Source organism: Paenibacillus sp. FSL R5-0887 (assembly GCF_038002305.1).
Lineage (GTDB): Bacteria > Bacillota > Bacilli > Paenibacillales > Paenibacillaceae > Paenibacillus_AQ > Paenibacillus_AQ odorifer.
Window position 1 is genome coordinate 3,974,012 of record NZ_JBBOCE010000001.1, and the last position, 18,826, is coordinate 3,992,837.

The window sequence follows — 18,826 nt, forward strand, 5'->3', positions numbered from 1 at the left end:
AATATATCCTCCAAATACTAGAAAATTTTAAGTTAAGTCTAACAATACGATTATAACATCCACTTGGTTCCGGATAACCAGTATAAGTTAGTCATTTTCACTATATTTTGTTATTTTGAAAAAAATAAAAACGTGAGTCCTCCGCTTTCGGATTTCACACGTTTATTGTGTAGCTTGGCTATACGCCCTTAAGTACAGTAGTATTCTGTCTTATTGTTGCTTCTCTCTGCAACATTTGCAAACTCCATGCAATTCCATACGCAAACCCGTAATTTTGAAGCCCGTTTCCTGCTCTGCATGTATCTCAACATCATGAAGCGAAGGATAACTAAAATCTTCAATCTTACCGCATAGCTGACAGATGACATGATAATGATCAGATACATTGGCATCAAAACGACTGGAACTATCTCCGTAGGTCAACTCGCGAACCATGCCGGCTTCCATAAACATCTTGAGATTATTATATACAGTTGCTACGCTCATGCTCGGAAATTTCGGCTCTAGCGCCCGGTATATATCGTCAGCTGTAGGATGATTCATTGCTTCCATCAAATACGTAAGAATCGCATGACGCTGGGGCGTTATACGGACACCTGTTGTCTTTAATTGTTCCAGTGCATGTTGTACTCCACTCCCCATTACTGTCACCGCCTTTTGAATTTAAAAATAAAAGAAATACTTCTTAAGATTGTAAGACCGATTTTTCAATATTGTCAACGAAGTCTATACATTATATTTATTATTATATAAGAAAAATTACTTTTTTCAATATTTCCTAACATTTAGATTGCTATTTCCTTCAACATGAAGCTTGAACTCGCCGGTTCCCACTTCACCTGATACTTTTTTCTTATCAATTGTAAGTTCAGGCAAATCTGAAGTAATATCACCATATCCACTGGAACCATTCACTGTATAGTTGCTTAACATCGGTAAATACAATTGAATGTCACCAACTGCGCTATAAATGTCCCAATCTCCAGCGACATCAGAAGAGCGAACATCAATGGTACCATTTAGAGATTCGGCATGTAGCTTGGATCTGGCTCCATCCACCTCTAAATTACCGTTTTTGGTAGTAATATCGATATCATTGCTATTTCCGATCGCACTAATATTGCCGACAGCCGTCGATAATTTCAAAGCACCGGTAACATCCCAAGCATTCATATTGCCTCCGCTCGTTGTTAAATCAACGCTACCTTGAACAGATCTGGCACGGACAGCTCCATTCAGTGTTTTTCCCTTAACATTACCAAAGATACGATGAAGGATCAGCTCTCCATTCCCCGTTTCCAGAGAAATGTCTTCAATGGCTTCTACATTCTGCAACGTGATCCCGCCATTCATAGTGCGAACATCGAGGTTAAAGCGGCGATCCTCCGGCAAGTAAATGTCTAGATCCATGCGTGGCTGGCGTTTACCAGATTCTCCATAGGCCTTGCTATTCGAGGTGATTTTTATGTTGGGCCCTTCAACAACGTCCACAAAGGACTGTTCTGATATAGCTTCAGCCATCGGCCCATCCAACTGATCTACCCAAACTGTCGTTGTAATTTGAATATCATCCACTGGAGCACGGTGTAATAAAATATCACCATTAATACTATCAATAGATATTTTTGCTGTATTTAATTCCACCGGAACAATTAGCGGGGCTTTCTGATATTTGCTGCCTTTAGCCTCACCATAGTCCACTGCTGCTGCCGTCAGGTTTAGACTGACATTTTTCCATAGATATAAATAATGTTCTTGCTCTGCAACAATAAATACACTCGCAGCTAGCAATATAGCAGATAAAAGCCCACGTAAATCCAATCTGATTCTGGTTCCCTTGGCTGAACGGTTAGAGAAGATAAACATCAGCAGGAACTCAATCCCCCATAACACCGGGATGACTGGCCACCACTTCAAGAGCAGAAGCATATAGTCAGTTCCCTCTCTCCAATCCAAAAACAAAGGAACAGAAATAGCTATCAGTAATACAGAAGCCGTATATCTTCCCACGCGCCGCTTGCGAGGTTCATTGTCTTTACGCTGCACAACTGCTCTGGCAATTTCTCTAGCTCCTATAAATAAGCCACCGCATACTAAAATGACAGACACGGCCATTTCGGCATAATGTTCAATAAAGAACTGGAGCCATGTTGGTTTCTGCCGGAACAGAATAAGCAGGGCGCCCCCTAAGAGCAATAAGAGTCCAAAGGATATCCCAGGCTCGCTGACGATACTACGACGTTTAGGAGCCTCGTTTGCTTTGGTCACAGAAATATCAAGATCATGATCCTCTGGGAAGCGAAGAAGCCTGTCCGCTGATTGCAATACGTCATACACGTTATAAAAATAGATCACTGGAATAATGAGCGCAAGTAAAATAAGCAGTGGAACATTGATCTGCATCCCGATGGATGAGAAATACAATAAAGCTGAGATATCCAAAAGAATTAGAAAGATGAAGGTGATCCCTTTTCGGAGAAGCCCAAAATACAAATGCCCCGTCCCAGGGATGAGTGCTGCCAGCAGTCCAGCAATAAATTTACGTTTGCGGTGGCGCCGCTTCGGACGCGGAGGAATAATCCTCTTCTGTATCTCATTTTCCTTAGTCTCTATATCAACAGAACCTTGCAGTTCTTCCTGCTCTGGGAGCATTGCAGAGTCATGTTTCATTTTGGACTCCTCCTTTCGTAAATAGTTGTCTATGAATATCTTTTTTCAAAGAGAACCACTCCGATGAAATTCAATCAATTCAACTCCTGGAGCGACTTCCTCCACACCGGTAGGCAGAAAACCATGTTTACTGTACAACGAAACGGCAGGTGTATTCTTTTTGCCTGTCGACACAATGAATTGCTCCATCCCTGCAAAATGCTCAAATACATATTCCAAAAGATGGCTAGCGATACCTCTACGAAAAAAGTCCGGCCCCACCATCATTCGTGTAATCGTCAATTTTCCAGGAGATTCTTCCTCTACAGCAACAGCACCCATTAGTTCCTCATCTTTATCGAAGCAGCCATAAAAACCCTCTTTAGAGCTGCTGAGCATTTCTCTCGTCTCCATCAGAGGTGGTATTTCACGAAAGCCTATAAGTTCAGCTTCCAGTCTATAGGCCTTATGCTGAAGACTCCATAATTCATTAACGGTGCTTTCATCCTGCAGATTTAGCTTGTTAATTGTATTCATCCTAACCAGTCCCCTTATATGCCGCTAAGGGCCTGCCGTTGCCGACAAGCCCTTAGCTTATTACATAAGTATATTACCCCAATTATAAACGCCGCTGGCGTCCTTTTACAGACGACAAGCGTTTAGCTGCTCAATACCTCGATGAGAAGTTTATTAGCAAGACCCGGATTCGCCTTACCTTTACTTTCTTTCATGACTTGTCCGACCAGGAAGCCGATTGCTTTCTGTTTACCCGCTTTATAATCTTCCACTGATTGCGGATTGGCGGCTACGACTGCTTCCACTATCCCTTTAATGGCACCTTCATCGCTGATCTGCACTAGACCTTTTTCCTCAACGATAACAGCTGGCAGTTTACCGCTCTCTAGCATTTCTTTAAATACTGTTTTAGCGATTTTGCTGCTGATGGTTCCGGCTGCAATCAGCCCGATCATCTCGCCTAGCCCTTGTGGTGTAATTTGTACCTGCGACAACTCCAGATTATTACCATTCAAATAGGCAAGCAAGTCACCCATAATCCAGTTAGCTACAGCCTTGGCATCCTGCGTATAGGCAAGACACCCTTCGAAAAAGTCCGCTAACAGTTTAGAGGATGTAATGACGCCTGCATCATAAGCTGTCAGGCCCAGTTCCCCGCTATAACGTGCTTTCCGAGCATCCGGAAGTTCTGGAATCGTTGAACGAATGGATTCTTTCCAAGCATCATCAATATGCAGAACGATCAAGTCCGGGTCCGGGAAGTAACGATAATCATGCGCTTCTTCTTTCCCGCGCATCGATAATGTTTTCCCTTGTGCTTCATCCCAGCGGCGAGTCTCCTGCACAACAACTCCACCATCATCCAGGATCTCAGCCTGACGATATTGTTCATACTCCAGTCCACGCAATACACCGCGGAAGGAGTTCATGTTCTTAAGCTCTGCTCTAATGCCGAATTCCTCTTGTCCTTCTGGGCGTAGACTGATGTTCGCGTCACAGCGCATCGATCCTTCTTCCATCTTGACATCGGATACGTCACAATACTGCATAATCGCACGGATTTTCTCCAGATAAGCACGAGCTTCCTCAGGGGAGCGCAGATCAGGTTCGGATACGATTTCGATAAGGGGTGTTCCCACCCGGTTAAAATCGACTAGCGAGGCAAATCCGCCATCTACGTGCGTAAGCTTACCTGCATCCTCTTCCAAATGAAGACGAGTAATGCCGATCCGTTTGGTCTCTCCGTTAACTTCAATGTCGATCCAACCGTTCAGGCCGATAGGCTGATCAAATTGTGAAATCTGATAAGCTTTTGGTGAATCCGGGTAAAAATAGTTCTTGCGGTCAAATTTGCTAACATCACCAATGGTGCAATTCAGCGCCATCGCTGCTTTCATTGCGTATTCTACCGCTTGTTTATTGAGCACTGGCAATACGCCGGGGTGACCCAAGCAGACAGGACAGGTATGAGTGTTAGGTGGGGCTCCAAATTCAGTGGAGCATCCGCAGAAAATTTTGGAGTTGGTATGAAGTTCTACGTGAACTTCCAAGCCGATGACGGTTTCGTATTTAGACATAAGTAATCCCATTCCCTCCTTTACTACAGCTGTGGACGCTGCTTGTGATGATCTGTATTTTGTTCAAAAGCATGAGCGACACGCAGAATCGTGCTCTCGTCAAATTCCTTACCGATAATTTGCAGACCTACAGGCATACCTTCCGCAAAACCACAAGGAACACTCACGGCCGGAATACCCGCCAAGCTTACAGGAATCGTGAGAATATCGTTCAGATACATGGTCAGCGGATCTTCAGTCTGTGAACCCAATTTGAATGCTGTCGTTGGTGCTGTTGGGCCGATGACCACATCATATTTTTTAAAGATGTCATCAAAGTCCTGTTTAATCAAAGTACGCACCTTTTGTGCTTTTAAATAGTAAGCATCGTAATACCCGGAGCTGAGTGCATAAGTACCCAACATAATACGACGTTTAACCTCAGGGCCAAAGCCGCGGCTGCGGGAATTAAGATATAGATCAAGCAATCCTCCGCCTTCATCTACACGTGCGCCATAACGCACACCGTCAAAACGCGCGAGGTTAGATGAAGCTTCCGAAGAGGACAGCAAATAATAAGCTGCTACTGCGTATTCCGTATGTGGTAATGAAACTTCCTCCCAGACAGCACCCATTCCTTCCAGCACTTTAAGTGCAGACAAAACTGTCTCACGCACAGAAGCATCGACACCTGCTCCCAGGTATTCCTTAGGAACAGCAATGCGAAGTCCGGAAACATCACCAGTAAGTGAACTCAAATAATCAGGAATTTCTACTTTAGCCGAAGTAGAGTCCTGGGCATCATAACCAGCAATTGCTTGAAGCACATAGGCAGAATCCTCTACATTACGTGTTAATGGTCCAATCTGATCTAGTGAGGAGGCAAAGGCTACCAGCCCGTAACGTGATACAAGACCATAAGTAGGTTTGAGACCTACAACACCACAATAGGAAGCTGGCTGGCGGATGGAACCCCCAGTATCCGAACCTAGTGAGAAGAACACCTCGCCCGCAGCTACTGCTGCTGCAGATCCGCCACTGGAACCGCCGGGCACACGCTCTAAATCCCAAGGATTGCGTACAGGACCAAAGCTTGAGTTCTCATTAGATCCGCCCATTGCGAATTCATCCATATTTAATTTACCGATCGTTACGGCATCTGCTTGCTGCAGTTTAGAAGCTACAGTAGCGTTATAAATCGGCTGGAAGTCGCTCAAAAATTGGCTGGCACAAGTTGTGCGCAGGCCTTTAGTTACAATATTATCCTTGATTCCAGCAGGAAGACCAAACAGCAACCCACGTGCTGCTCCGGATGCCAGTTTGTCGTCCAAAGCGCGTGCAGTGCTACGAGCGCCCTCCTCATTCAAGGTCAAAAATGCATTTACGTTCTTATCCCGCTCAGCGATAATCGCCAGCGATTCTTCAGTCAGTTCACTGACCGATACCTCTTTAGCAGTTAACATGCGGTGTACTTCAGGCAATCGATTTTGAAACAGGCTCAAGATTCTTCCCCCTTTCTAATTATGTAGTTATTCCAAAACAGCTGGAACCTTGAAATGTCCGTCTTCATCATCTGGAGCGTTAAGAAGTGCTTCCTCTTGCGTAAGGCTATCCTTCACAACATCCTCCCGCATTACATTGCTGACTTGCAGCACATGCGTTGTCGGCTTTACATTCTCCGTATCTAGCTCATTTAATTTCTCGGCATATTGTAAAATAGCATTCATTTGTTCTGTAAAGGTTGCCTCTTCTTCCGGGCTCAGCTGCAGACGAGCCAGCTTGGCCACATGCTGCACATCTTTAACGGTAATGCTCATAAGAAAAATCCCTCCTGTTTAAAGGGCTAAAGCGCCCGGATAACGTTTTTAATTATATTGTAGAAGCTTGGACAATTCAATGATGGGCTGTAAAACAAACGCTCCTTTATCAAAGTGAAGGAGATTCCTACACATTTTAAAGGAGCGTATCGTTAGTATATTCATAGAGAAGGGTTTTGACAGTCAGTGATTTCTCAGCATTTAGCAGCGGTATGACAAAACAAAAAAGCCGGCTTGCGCCGGCCTTCCTTAAATCCAAGCTCGAAGATTCACTTGTTTGATGAAATCCGCTTGGGACATGCTTTCGCTTGACGTTGATTCCGTCTCTTCTATATCCATATCTTCACCGTTCATCAAATGATGGAACAGCTTCTCATTGTACGTGGACAAAGCATAATCAATCAACGCTTCATGCGTTGCTCTCTCAGCCTCAGCTACTAATAAATGTTCTTCCGCCTCAATGTCCTCAGCCGGAACATAAAAGTTCCTATTAGCCTCTGGTACACGAATAACATAGTCAAACGCATTATCGGGATTGCGGTCGTAAGCAATTAGGTAGCCGTATTCCCCGATAGGAAGACTCTGCTCGAAAGCGTCCGCAACAATGACAATCTTCTCTCCTAAACGCAGCATCGCCCTACCTCCTAACCCCAAAATCTTTCAAGATTTTGCTTGTTTCAACAGTCTACTAAAAAAAGATAGAACTGTCTAGTTGAAGGCTGGCCGATCCTACAAATTCTATGAAAATATACTATATTTAATAAAAATATAACTTATGGTTCAAGCGGGTAAGTTATTCTTCCTTGTCAAAAGTGCAGCACCCATTAAACAAATCAAGATCAAAATAGCTGCTGAAAGATAGGGTCCAACCCTGAAGCCTTCTCCAGCCATAAGAATTCCAGCCGATAACCCGGAAAGACCCGCAGGTGCCCATTCAAACCATGAAGGTAATAAGCTTTGGCCTAATGATAATCCTGCCATTAGCGCCAATGCTAAAAAGGCGGCAACTGGAGATTTTAAAAATCCACTAAACAACAACGTAGCTGAGACAGCACATAACAGCCACAATCCATATACTCCAGAAGCTGCGATGACATCTCCCCAAGATAGTGAACCAATCAACTGCTCCGTGTAGTAAGCCGCCCCCGCTGCACCTAATCCTAGAGCAACGATCAACAGGGTCAGCTGCGCTGCCCATTTAGCGAACACTATTGCGGCTGGAGAAACCGGCCTTACCAGAATTAATTCCATAGTTCCGCTATAGCGCTCACCGGCTAAAACATTCATCGCGCCAAGCGCCAATACTAACATTCCGATCGTTCCGTACTGTCCCAGAGATTGCGCCATCACAGCTGCGGCACTCGGTATTTCATACCCCTCTAGCAGACCTGGGGGAACATCACCTGAAGCTTTTAATATTTCCGGCAAATAATAAGTAGTTAACGGCTGCATAATACCTAATAGGATAAAAACGACAGGTATCCAGATTAACTTATAACTGCGAGCCATTTCGAGCATTTCTTTGCGATAAAGGACCCAGGCGCTTCTCATACTCCCACCACCTTCATAAATAAATCCTCTAACGTGGAAGAACCCGCTTCAAATTGCAGTAATGGAATTTCGAGCTGCGCCGCTTCTTGCAGAATCGTCCATCGGGCCATGTCTACATCGTTCACATTAAAAATTGCCTGATCTCCGAACAACTGAGTCTCTAGTACAAACGGTTTGGCAGCAAGAGACTCCAGCCACTGAATAGCTTTTTCTTGCTTCTCTGTACGTAAACGAATAACAGGAAGGCTGTATTGTGTACGCAGCTGTGATAAAGACCCCTTCTCAGCAATCAAGCCCTGATTCATTAAAATAATATCATCGCAAATTTCTTCTGCATCATGCAGCACATGTGTAGAAAAAACTACAGTTGTCTCTTCACGTATCTCCCGCAGCAGTCCCATTACTTCTCTGCGGCCAATCGGATCAAGTGCAGATACAGGCTCATCAAGCAACAGCAGACGAGGCCGGTGCACAAGCGCCTGAGCCAGACCCAGCCGCTGCTTCATCCCACCGGAGTATCCACCAATCCGGCGACGAGCATCACCTTTAAGCCCTACACGCTCAAGCGATTCCAATGCCCTGCTGGATGCGTCTTTAGTTCCCATTCCACTAAGCTTTGCAGCGAAAACAACATATTCATGTCCAGTCATCCAACCATAAAAAGCTGGGGACTGTGGCACATATCCTAATCCTCTGCGATATTCGGCTCCAGGACGGCTCCCCTCAAATGAAATCATTCCAGAGGTGGGTTCTAGCAGCCCTGCCAGCATACGAAGTGTGGTCGTTTTCCCAGCACCGTTAGGCCCCAGTAAAGCGACGCACCGTTCTTTCTCAATTTCAAAGCTTATATCATTTACGGAAATATGCGCCCCATAGCTTTTGCGCAAATTCTTAACTTGAAGGAGTGACATCAGACATCTTTCCTTCCTATTGTGAAATAAGCTACGCTGCCTAATATATTTCCGCAAATAATGATAATAATCCACATCCATTTTGGACCACGAACGTTATCCGCTTTGGCCAGAGATATCAGACCAATAATAGCAAGCAAAGCCTGCAGAATAATTAACGGCATGATTAAACCCCATTTTACCTCTTCCATGAAGTACCACTCCTTGTAATAAGATGAAAGGGACGAGCTTTTTACTAAAGCTTCACAACTGCTTCTTCCGTCTACGTCGATCAGGAAGAATAACAACAAGTAAGTAGACTAATGCGGGTGACGGAACTGTAGTAATCGCCCACAATCCCCAGAACCAAGCTTTTTTCCCTCGCCGTCTTGCGTCCCGGAACAGTAAGGTCCCCTGCAGCATTAACGCTACTGCTATGCCAAACCACAACCAAAGAGGCACATCCTGCAGCTCATTCATTCTTGTACACCTTCTCTATTTCTTCTGATCCTGGCGATCCCTAAGCCACCCAGTCCTACAATAGGAATGATCGCCTGAATAATCCAATAGATCATTGGCGCAGAAGTGAGAATGGATAAAAATGCGCAGATCAGGATCAATGAGACCCCCCAGAATAACAGTAGTTCTTTGCGTTCCCTTCTCTTTCTCTGCACAGCTGCATCAGCCATTAACCACTCCAGTTCCTGTAACGAAGGTGGGGTGAGGTCATCATATTGCGCATCCAAACGTTCAAGCTCTTCAGTAAGCTTGTGCAAATACAGTTCTGGCTCCTTATCCTTCTCCATCCTCATTCAGCTCCTTTCGCAATTGGTTAAGACCAAGGGACACACGCGATTTGACCGTGCCAGAAGGGATTTGCATGATCACACCGATTTCTTCATAGCTATAACCATAATAATGCTTCAGCAGCACAGCTACCCTCTGAGCAGAGGGTAGCTTGGAAATGGAATCAAGTACTTCACTCCATTCTTCCCCCCTGCTCTCAAACCGCCAACGAATCGAACGGGTGCCCTGCGCCTGCTGTTCCCGTTTCTTCCATTCTGCCTCACGTTTCCAGCGCCGCTTTCGATCGATAAATATTCTGGTGGCTATCGTAATTAACCAAGAGGAGAACGAAGAAGAACCGTTATAGGTATTGATTTTTTCCATACATCTGACCATCGTGTCCTGTACAAGATCCTCTGCCAGCAACGGATCCATAGTTACTTTGAGTAGATATTTGAACAGAAAAGTATAATGTTCTCGCAGCAGTGAAGACAGTGCTGAAGTATCTCCCTGCTGTGCCCGTCTGATTTTCTCCAGCGCCTGATCGCTCATCTGCCCCTCCATTCAGGATTTCGTTCTTATTTGTAATACGATTATGTATAGTGATTCGTTCAATGCGCTTTAATTTTATTTTTTGAGCTCCCAGAGCTTACACCGCCATGGCTGAAGCAATCCTGCTTCAGCAGGGAAATGCCAAAAAAGAGGCGTTCTTCTAGGCTCGCCTCCTGAATTCACTGGTATTCTCACATCCTTATTCTCAGATTGTATGTCCCTGCGTTCGATGGAAGTACAAAAACCGCCCTTTCCAGAACATTCTGAAAAACATCGGCATTTACTGCTGCAAAAACTAGTCCATTTCTCCTTGGAGTCATACCATCCGTAATCCAACGGGTAATATATATTCTTCTCCAATCTATTTCCCCCCATGCTTTTAAACCTATATGTAGACAAAAAAAGAACGCAAACCGGGATTAATTCCGCAGTCTGCGTGCTTCGCGAGGTTAATGTTACATTTATTTAACAATATTGTAGTCCTTTTGTATCCCTTTGTCTATCAAAAATTCCTCGATTCTTGTCAGTTCTACTAGAATGATTGTTTATTGAGGGATATAAGGGTTACGGACTTTTTCAAAACCGATGGTTGTTCGGGAGCCATGACCTGGATAAACCTTCACTTCATCATCCATTTTGTACAGCTTGCCACGAATAGAATCGAACAAATCACGTTCCCTGCCACCAGGCAAATCGGTGCGCCCAACTCCCATCTTAAACAGCACATCTCCAGAGAATAAATCATTCCCGCATAGGAAGCTGACACTGCCCGGAGAGTGCCCAGGTGTATGGTACACGCGGAAGGTATGTCCGATGAATTGCAGAACTTGTCCTTCTGCCAGATCATATTCTGCAGGATCTGTAGTTAAAGGAGATGAAACATCAGGCCACATCAATGAACCATTTAGCTTAGGGCTGCTGAGCCATTCACTCTCTAGTGGATGTAAATAAACAGGGCATTTCTTAGCTTTACGAATTTCGTCTACGCCGCCCATATGGTCAAAGTGCGCATGCGTCAGCAAAATAGCCTCGATCTCCATCCCTTCAATACTCCGCACTAATGCCGCAGGATTCATACCGGGATCAATAATGATACCCTTCGTTGGATCTGCACCTGTCAGCAAGTAGGCATTGGTCTGAAGAGGACCTAAATTAAACGAACGTATATTTAGCATTGGTCTAGAATCCGGAAATCAGACTACGCAGCTCTTTTGCGATAACTGCTTGTGATTCCGTTCCTTCCCCATAAGCTTGCCCCATAGCCTTACGTACTTCTGCGATTTTGCTGTCGTAATCAGCGGCCTCGCGATCAGGATTCTCACGTTTGAACTCTCTCATTAGGCTCTGCACATGCTCTGGACGAGGACCCCAATGTCCAAGCACATATCCGCCGGTATCTGCAAAGATCACAATCGGAACAGATCTTCCGCCCATGGTCAAGAATTCATCCATAAGCTCCTGGTTCTCCTCCAAAATGAATACCTCTGTCTTCATTCCGGCAGTCTCCAAAATACGGAATACCGCAGGGACATTACGAACTACATCTCCACACCAATCAGCGGCAAGGATAAGTACTCGCAAATCATCACGATGGTTCAGGCTTTCAAAAAATTCCTTGTCACTCTCATCTTCCCAAGAAAACTTCTCATACCAGGATTCAAAAGCCTGCTGGTTCTTCGTCATGCTTTCTACAAATTGGCGCGGTGTAAGACCTTTTCCAAATTTATGAGCTACATTCGGTTTCATTTTGCAGTCCCCCTCTTCTTGGATTTAAACCACTTATACACAAAATAAATGATGATTAGTGCTAACGCTACGAGAATAATTTCGTTGGTATACTTAGCTGCTACCTCGTCAATATCTTCCCACTTATTCCCCAATGTCATACCGAGATATACGAACAAAGCACTCCATGGAATAACAGCAAGTGTAGTCAATAAAGTGAACTTACCTAAAGGCATACGAGAAATCCCCGCTGGAACGGAAATGGCATGGCGAACAACGGGAATAAAGCGTGCCGTAAAGATTACGCCTGTCCCATATTTATTGAACCACTCTTCCGAATGATCAATATGCTTTTTTTGGATAAGAATATATTTCCCGTATTTCTCCAGTACAGGCCTGCCCCCATAACGGCCAATCCAATATACAAAGATCTGGGCAATCACTCCGCCTATCGTACCAAACAATACTGCGCCGAAAAAATTAATATCTCCACTCCATACCAAGAAACCACCGAAAGCCAATACAATTTCACTAGGAATAACTTCAATCATCAGTCCGATCATAATCCCAAAATAACCAAGACTCTGAATCCATTCAAATAATGTCGAGATCAGATCAGAAATAAAATGCAAACGTGCTCCTCCTCCCTTTTCCGCAGAATATGGCTACATGTATCAAGCTAATCGCCTTTGGCATCTTTATAAGACACTAAGCGTTTAAGCGAGTGAAATATAAGAACATAAAAGCATAGATACTAATCTTATACTTTCTTATATTTTTAAAAGCTTTGCCGCTCTGCTATATTTTCCAGTTTCTCTTAGCCTATTCTAGCACAAGCAACCTTATCACTTCTACTTACGCGGCAAGCAGCTTCCATCTTCCAATCCATACTTAAAAAGAGTTTGAGTAATAGGCATAAACAAAAAAGGTGAACAAATTCCACCAATAAAGGGAAAATGAACACCTTTTTATCTGCGCTCAATCAATAAGCCATCCAGCCGGCATCCGCCGTTATCACCGATCCATTCAAAAAGCTTGCAGCATCTGAAGCTAAAAATAAAGCTACTGAAGCAATCTCACTGCTCTCTCCTGTCCGTGGCATCGACGCCATACCTTCGCCCGCTTTTTGACTCCCAAAAGGACTTGGATCAGACAGATCAATATTTGTCTTTACCCCGCCCGGCGCTATGGCATTACAGCGAATTCCAAGCTTAGCGTATTGAAATCCTATATTTTTGGTCATCCCGATTACAGCATGCTTAGAGGAAGTATAAGCCACTCCCGCCCGCGAGCCCGCTAAGCCGCCAATAGAGGCTACATTGATGATACATCCGCTTTCCTGCGCCATAAAAATCGGCAAAACCTTACGAATGGCTCTCATCGGACCGGTTACGTTGACCGCAAGCACCTGTTCCCACAAGTCATCAGTGATCTCGTGCGCTGGCGTCATTTTATCCATAATTCCGGCATTATTAACAAGGATATGAAGGCCTCCGAACTGTGTGGTTGCGGCATCAATCATTCGCTGTGTGTCCTCTTCCTTCGAGACATCAGCCTTTACGGGGTAGACGACTCCGTGTCCCTCACCCTTTTCCGCCTTTTTGGCTACCGCTTCTACATTCGCCAGATGGATGTCCGCAGCAATCACTTTAGCACCCTGTCGGGCAAAAAGCAGAGCAATCGCTTCTCCAATCCCCGATCCTGCACCCGTAACAACTGCGACTTTATTGGTTAGTATCATATATCCGCTCCTCTGCGTCGTATGTTCGGTGCATCAAAGAATGCATGCCCATCGTTAGTATTAACACGAGTAGGCTTTGGACGGTCCTTAATTTTAAAGATTCGGTGACACTTTTACACACGCTATTGCTGAGTGAATACTGCATTGACAGCTATCAAAGCAAAGAGCTATTATATATTTAGATAATTATTTAAATATCGAAAGGCAGGGTGGAATATGAATGAATCCTTTAAAGCACTAGCTGACCCTACCCGTCGCCAAATCATTCGGTTACTAAGGGAGAAAGATCGAACCGCAGGTGAAATCGCAGATTTTTTCAACATGTCTAAGCCAAGCATTTCTCACCATCTGAATGCGCTGAAGCATGCCGATCTTGTACAGGATGAGCGAAAAGGACAATTTATTATGTACTCGCTAAACACAACAGTCCTCGAAGAGGTTCTCGGTTGGTTATTGGAGCTCACTGGGACAGGTAAGCAAACGGAGACGGAGAGTAAATCACTGGACGGAAAGCAGCAACATCAGGATATCGATTCCAAAAAGGAGGCGGATTAATGATGAAAGATTTCAAATGGAGATGGCAGGATACCCTCATCGTAATATTAGGTTTAGCTACATTAGCCTACGCTCTGATCAATTACAGCAAGCTTCCGCAGGAGTTACCGGCACAATTTGGAATTACGGGTAAGGTCAACAGATACTGGGACAAAAATATAGCTATTTTTGTGTTCGGAATCTTAGGCATTGTGCTCCCGCTGATCATGCAGTTCACACGCAGCATCGACCCTAAGCGGGACAATTACAAAAAATTCGAAAATGCCTATGCCATGAGCAGACTTGCTATTGGGATGCTTTTTAATCTAATGCTGGTGCTGTCGATTGCTTACGGTCTAGGTAAAGATATAAATGTTGGGAAGATCGCCATAGGCGCTGTTGGAATAATGTTTATTGCTCTTGGCAACTACATGCCACAGGTAAAAGATAATTACTTGTTTGGGGTTCGTACAGCCTGGACGCTCGCCAACCCCGAGGTATGGCGAAAAACACATCGTCTATCCGGGATAATGTGGATGATCGGTGGCCTACTTATTTTTGCAGGAGCCTTTTTGAGCGGAGCCTTGTCTCAGCTTCTTATTATTACGGCACTCGTACTTGCAATTATCGTGCCCATTCTCTACTCCTGGATGATTTCACGTCCGCTAAAATCGTAAAGCCAGCATACTAAGCCGTCGACTCAAGTCGTCGGCTTGTTCTGTCATTTGGAACTCACGATCATTATGTTGCCCTCCTTTATTAGCCTCCTCTTCTGCCAACCTTCTATATTCCAGAAGAAGTTCATTCCCAGAGGCGACGCAGACTAGGCCTTCCTTTCGATTTCCTTCTGCAAGCTTTTTTTGCCCCATAAGAAGCATCCCTTCAATCGCCTTCACCCACTTGGCATTGTTGTACTTATCCAGCCTAAAGCTCTGGTCTATCCAATATAACGCTGCCCCCGGATGGTCACTGCTCATCCATCGTTCAGCCAGCTCCCAGCTTAAGCTGGCATTCTCGGGAGAATACAACAAACTCTGCCGAAGCAGACTCACGCTCTGTTCACCCGAGAGCAGCCTAGATAATGCTATAACCGTTCGAGGTGACCGGGGATTCCAACCCAGCGATTGCTGTAGCAACTCTACCTTCACCGAAGGATCCACCGACATAATCGCTTGTCGATAGAACTTCTCTCCTTGAGCGGCGTGAAAAGATAGCACCCCCAGCAGAAGCGAAAAACAACATACCGTAGTTCCGATTAGTTGGCGAAGGCGGATTTGGGGCGATTTCTTGGGTGTGGGGTAAGCGATTAGCGGATTCGTAGGTGTAGAGTGAGTGATCAGCGGATTCGCTGGTGTGGAGTTAGCGATTAGCGGATTCGCTGGTGTAGTGACATTGGTGAGCGGATTCGTAGATGAAGATTGAACAATTAGCGGATTCGCTGGTGCAGAGACATTGGTGAGCGGATTCGTAGATGAAGATTGAGCAATTAGCGGATTCGCTAGTGTAGAGACATTGGTGAGCGGGTTCGTAGATGAAGATTGAGCAATTAGCGGATTCGCTGGTGTAGAGACATTGGTGAGCGGATTCGTAGATGTGGATTGAATTGGCAGCTTGGTCTCAGACTGAGGGTGGGTTGGCGCAGATTGATGTTTCTGCTTATCCTCAGCCAGAGCAAGCGCTGGCAGCCAGAATAGCAGCAGCCAAAATAATCCGTAGCTCCAGTCAAAATCGACGACGCTGTGTAAGACGATGACCATAAACGGCGGCAGCAACCGCGGCGATTTAGTAGCCAGCAGCCAGCCTGTTGCCAACAGCATAAGGAGTATGGCTGCAAGACCAACGAATCCTAAGTTCAACAGGATGTCAAGGTATCCATTATGCACCTGGCTGCCTACATAAGGGCGAGATTGGGCGGCAAGGTAGGCATGCCGCCAAGTCTCACCCCCACGTCCCAGCCAAGGTGCCTCTGCCGCTAGCCGCCAGGCGTCGCGGTAGAACAGCCCGCGCGCGGATACCGTCGATGACGGTCCGGTAATCCGCTCGCGCACGTGCAGGAGGACGGCGATCCCCGCCGCCGTCCAACCCGCCGCCGCCAATGCCAGCATGGCGGCTCGGGCAGTGCCCGCCGCGCTGCGCTGGCGGCGGCACAGCCACAGGCCGGCTAGCAGCGCGCCAGCCCAAAGCCCGGCCAGCAACAGCAGGCCGGGCACAGGCTCTACCGCCAACCCGGCACGGGCCAGTTGGCGGTAGAGTAGCGCCGCGGCGGCCACGGGCGCGGCGCCAGCAGCAAGAAGCGGCGCGATTAGCTGCCGCTTCCAGAGCAAGACGGCGGCGCAGGCGCAAGCCGCCGTCAGCCATGCGCCGCGCGACTCGCTGAGGAGCAGCGCGGCGGTGTACGGGAACAGCGGCAGCAAGCGCAGCAGCGCGGCGGTCGTGCTTCCCGCTTTTCCCTGCTCCGCTTCCACGCCTCCTGCCCCTTTGCTCCTCCGTTCTGCTTCTGCGCACTCCATCCCCAGCCCAACACTTCTTGCTCCCAACATATTCACGCTCTTTTTTGGCTCCCCGTAATAAACAGCAACAGCAAATAGCCGTTCCAGCAGAAAAACAGCCATAACAGCACCAAAAGCATTCGGATATTCCATCAATCCTGCTAACCTAACCCCTGTGGCACTTACTTCCGATGAATTGCTGTAGGCCACAGCGAAAGGCAACTTTACCACTCCACAAACAGCCAACAAAGCGCTCATGCTCAAAAACATACCCGCCATAGACCAAGTTACATTTACAATCCGCCGCCCCACCCGGTTCACCGCACAAAAACAAACCAATAATGCAAAGCTAGCATACAAGCCCCACCGCAGCGTTTCATTCATAGTTCCCTGGGAGGAAAGCGGCCCGCGCAACCAATGAATCACATAAAGTGATAGAATAATTAAAGGGACGCTTAATAATATTCTTAACGCTTTATTTTCTCCGCTAACTTCACTACCTTCACTACCTTCACTAACTCCATTGACTCCCGTAATACCACTTACTGCACCTGCGCCAACCCCAACAAGATAATAAAGCGAGCACGCACAACACAACACAAACCATAAAGTTAGAAAGGGATACATCTCCTCAGTAAAAAACAATCCCCGCAACAAACAAGCACCCACCCCAGCCGTTATCACTAAGGCTCCACACATATATGCGATTGATGATTCCAGACTCCGGTCTTTTTTAAAACGCCACATTTAGATACCCCTGTATTCGTTAATTTATCTCTATCCTTTCCACATTTCCCTTATACAAGACTAGAACGCAAAAAGACGATACCTCTCCACAAAGGAGCCGTACCGCCCTAATTCCCATAAAAAGCTATATAATTGTAAAAAGTGCAGCTATTCCCGTGCTCTCGCTGCTTACTTCCACTTTAATTGTACTTTGTGCAACTGTTTTTCGAGAATCCCGCCATATGCGGAGTATTGTTCGTTTTTAAGTGTACAAAGTGCAACTAAATTACTAAAACGCAGCTTCTGAGCATATTTAGTTGCACAAAGTACAACTAAACCAACTCGCCATTAGATCACACTAGCCGTACCGTCCTCACCATTGGATCGCACTCACTGCAACATCCTAACCATTAGGTCACACTAGCTGCACTATCCGAATTCTCATCAAAAAAGCTATATAGTTGTAAAAAGTGCAGCTATTCCCGTGCTTTCGCTGCTGACTTCCACTTTAATTGTACTTTGTGCAACTGTTTTTCGAGAATCCCGCCATATGCGGAGTATTGTTTGTTTTTAAGTGTACAAAGTGCAACTAAATCACTAAAACGCAGCTTCAGAGCATATCCAGTTGCACAAAGTACAACTAAATCAACTCACCATTAGATCGCACTCACTGCAACATCCTAACCATTAGATCACCACTAGCTGCACTATCCGAATTCTCATCAAAAAAGCTATATAGTTGTAAAAAGTACAGCTATTCCCGTGCTCTCGCTGCTTACTTCCACTTTAATTGTACTTTCTGCAACTGTTTTTGAAGAATCCCGCCATATGCGGAGCATTGTTCGTTTTTAAGTGTACAAAGTACAACTAAATTACTAAAACGCAGCTTCAGAGCATATTTAGTTGCACAAAGTACAACTAAACCAACTCGCCATTAGATCACACTAGCTGCACTATCCGAATTCTCATCAAAAAAGCTATATAATTGTAAAAAGTGCAGCTATTCCCGTGCTCTCGCTGCTTACTTCCACTTTAATTGTACTTTCTGCAACTGTTTTTCAAGAATCCCGCCATATGCGGGGTATTGTTCGTTTTTAAGTGTACAAAGTGCAACTAAATTACTAAAACGCAGCTTCTGAGCATATCCAGTTGCACAAAGTACAACTAAACCAACTCGCCATTAGATCACACTAGCCGTACCGTCCTAACCATTAGATCGCACTCACTGCAACATCCTAATCATTAGATCACACTAGTTGCACCATCCTAATTCTCATCAAAAAAGCTATATAGT

General features: G+C 45.5%; 20 protein-coding genes. 2 read left to right on the plus strand and 18 right to left on the minus strand.

Going from position 1 to position 18,826, the window contains the following annotated elements; genetic code table 11:
* Nucleotides 1-210: 210 nt before the first annotated feature.
* From perR to MKY14_RS17790, 17 genes are all read right to left on the minus strand, one after another.
* On the minus strand, nt 211-642 hold the full coding sequence (perR, locus tag MKY14_RS17710; protein WP_036680160.1) for a peroxide-responsive transcriptional repressor PerR: 432 nt from the start codon (nt 640-642) through the stop codon (nt 211-213).
* Nucleotides 643-768: 126 nt separating this feature from the next.
* Nucleotides 769-2,670, minus strand: a complete 1,902-nt coding sequence (locus tag MKY14_RS17715) for a DUF4097 family beta strand repeat-containing protein (protein WP_248549640.1) — start codon at nt 2,668-2,670, stop codon at nt 769-771.
* A 45-nt stretch (nt 2,671-2,715) separates the two neighbouring features.
* Nucleotides 2,716-3,186 carry a GNAT family N-acetyltransferase gene (locus MKY14_RS17720; RefSeq protein ID WP_076146333.1) on the minus strand — a complete coding sequence of 157 codons (471 nt, stop codon included), beginning with the start codon at nt 3,184-3,186 and terminating at the stop codon, nt 2,716-2,718.
* Between the two features lie 122 nt (nt 3,187-3,308).
* Nucleotides 3,309-4,754, minus strand: a complete 1,446-nt coding sequence (gene gatB / locus MKY14_RS17725; protein ID WP_076179766.1) for an Asp-tRNA(Asn)/Glu-tRNA(Gln) amidotransferase subunit GatB — start codon at nt 4,752-4,754, stop codon at nt 3,309-3,311.
* A gap of 11 nt (nt 4,755-4,765) precedes the next feature.
* Nucleotides 4,766-6,223, minus strand: a complete 1,458-nt coding sequence (gene gatA, locus MKY14_RS17730; RefSeq protein WP_076128638.1) for an Asp-tRNA(Asn)/Glu-tRNA(Gln) amidotransferase subunit GatA — start codon at nt 6,221-6,223, stop codon at nt 4,766-4,768.
* Nucleotides 6,224-6,250: 27 nt separating this feature from the next.
* Nucleotides 6,251-6,538: an Asp-tRNA(Asn)/Glu-tRNA(Gln) amidotransferase subunit GatC gene (gene gatC, locus MKY14_RS17735; RefSeq protein ID WP_036680166.1), complete on the minus strand. Its 288-nt coding sequence runs from the start codon at nt 6,536-6,538 to the stop codon at nt 6,251-6,253.
* A 249-nt stretch (nt 6,539-6,787) separates the two neighbouring features.
* Nucleotides 6,788-7,171 carry a hypothetical protein gene (locus MKY14_RS17740; RefSeq protein ID WP_036680170.1) on the minus strand — a complete coding sequence of 128 codons (384 nt, stop codon included), beginning with the start codon at nt 7,169-7,171 and terminating at the stop codon, nt 6,788-6,790.
* Nucleotides 7,172-7,318: 147 nt separating this feature from the next.
* The gene (locus MKY14_RS17745) at nt 7,319-8,089 is read right to left on the minus strand and encodes an ABC transporter permease subunit (protein ID WP_340976985.1); all 771 of its coding nucleotides are present in this window, start codon (nt 8,087-8,089) and stop codon (nt 7,319-7,321) included.
* Nucleotides 8,086-9,000, minus strand: a complete 915-nt coding sequence (locus MKY14_RS17750; protein WP_340394623.1) for an ABC transporter ATP-binding protein — start codon at nt 8,998-9,000, stop codon at nt 8,086-8,088. Before MKY14_RS17750 ends, MKY14_RS17745 begins: the two co-directional genes overlap by 4 nt.
* Complete coding sequence (locus MKY14_RS17755; RefSeq protein WP_036680175.1) at nt 9,000-9,191, minus strand: PLDc N-terminal domain-containing protein; 192 nt, start codon at nt 9,189-9,191, stop codon at nt 9,000-9,002. Before MKY14_RS17755 ends, MKY14_RS17750 begins: the two co-directional genes overlap by 1 nt.
* A 52-nt stretch (nt 9,192-9,243) precedes the next feature.
* Nucleotides 9,244-9,459: a hypothetical protein gene (locus tag MKY14_RS17760; RefSeq protein WP_036680176.1), complete on the minus strand. Its 216-nt coding sequence runs from the start codon at nt 9,457-9,459 to the stop codon at nt 9,244-9,246.
* Nucleotides 9,456-9,785 (minus strand): YxlC family protein, encoded by a 330-nt coding sequence (locus MKY14_RS17765; RefSeq protein ID WP_076128645.1) that lies wholly within the window; start codon nt 9,783-9,785, stop codon nt 9,456-9,458. Before MKY14_RS17765 ends, MKY14_RS17760 begins: the two co-directional genes overlap by 4 nt.
* Nucleotides 9,772-10,317 (minus strand): RNA polymerase sigma factor SigY, encoded by a 546-nt coding sequence (gene sigY / locus MKY14_RS17770; RefSeq protein WP_076179762.1) that lies wholly within the window; start codon nt 10,315-10,317, stop codon nt 9,772-9,774. The genes MKY14_RS17765 and sigY overlap by 14 nt, the downstream gene beginning before the upstream one ends.
* A gap of 545 nt (nt 10,318-10,862) precedes the next feature.
* Nucleotides 10,863-11,492, minus strand: a complete 630-nt coding sequence (locus MKY14_RS17775) for an MBL fold metallo-hydrolase (protein ID WP_076128651.1) — start codon at nt 11,490-11,492, stop codon at nt 10,863-10,865.
* Nucleotides 11,493-11,496: 4 nt separating this feature from the next.
* Nucleotides 11,497-12,063, minus strand: a complete 567-nt coding sequence (locus tag MKY14_RS17780; RefSeq protein WP_076128653.1) for a thioredoxin family protein — start codon at nt 12,061-12,063, stop codon at nt 11,497-11,499.
* Nucleotides 12,060-12,674 carry a DedA family protein gene (locus MKY14_RS17785; RefSeq protein WP_036680184.1) on the minus strand — a complete coding sequence of 205 codons (615 nt, stop codon included), beginning with the start codon at nt 12,672-12,674 and terminating at the stop codon, nt 12,060-12,062. The genes MKY14_RS17780 and MKY14_RS17785 overlap by 4 nt, the downstream gene beginning before the upstream one ends.
* A 350-nt stretch (nt 12,675-13,024) precedes the next feature.
* Nucleotides 13,025-13,783, minus strand: a complete 759-nt coding sequence (locus MKY14_RS17790) for a glucose 1-dehydrogenase (RefSeq protein WP_076128654.1) — start codon at nt 13,781-13,783, stop codon at nt 13,025-13,027.
* A 216-nt stretch (nt 13,784-13,999) separates the two neighbouring features.
* Between MKY14_RS17790 and MKY14_RS17795 the strand changes: the two genes are divergently transcribed.
* Both MKY14_RS17795 and MKY14_RS17800 read left to right on the plus strand, forming a co-directional pair.
* Complete coding sequence (locus MKY14_RS17795; RefSeq protein WP_076179758.1) at nt 14,000-14,338, plus strand: autorepressor SdpR family transcription factor; 339 nt, start codon at nt 14,000-14,002, stop codon at nt 14,336-14,338.
* Nucleotides 14,338-14,994, plus strand: a complete 657-nt coding sequence (locus MKY14_RS17800) for an SdpI family protein (protein WP_052097330.1) — start codon at nt 14,338-14,340, stop codon at nt 14,992-14,994. Before MKY14_RS17795 ends, MKY14_RS17800 begins: the two co-directional genes overlap by 1 nt.
* Here the strand turns inward: MKY14_RS17800 and MKY14_RS17805 are convergent.
* Complete coding sequence (locus tag MKY14_RS17805) at nt 14,983-17,553, minus strand: O-antigen ligase family protein (protein WP_340976986.1); 2,571 nt, start codon at nt 17,551-17,553, stop codon at nt 14,983-14,985. The genes MKY14_RS17800 and MKY14_RS17805 overlap by 12 nt on opposite strands.
* Nucleotides 17,554-18,826: the final 1,273 nt, after the last annotated feature.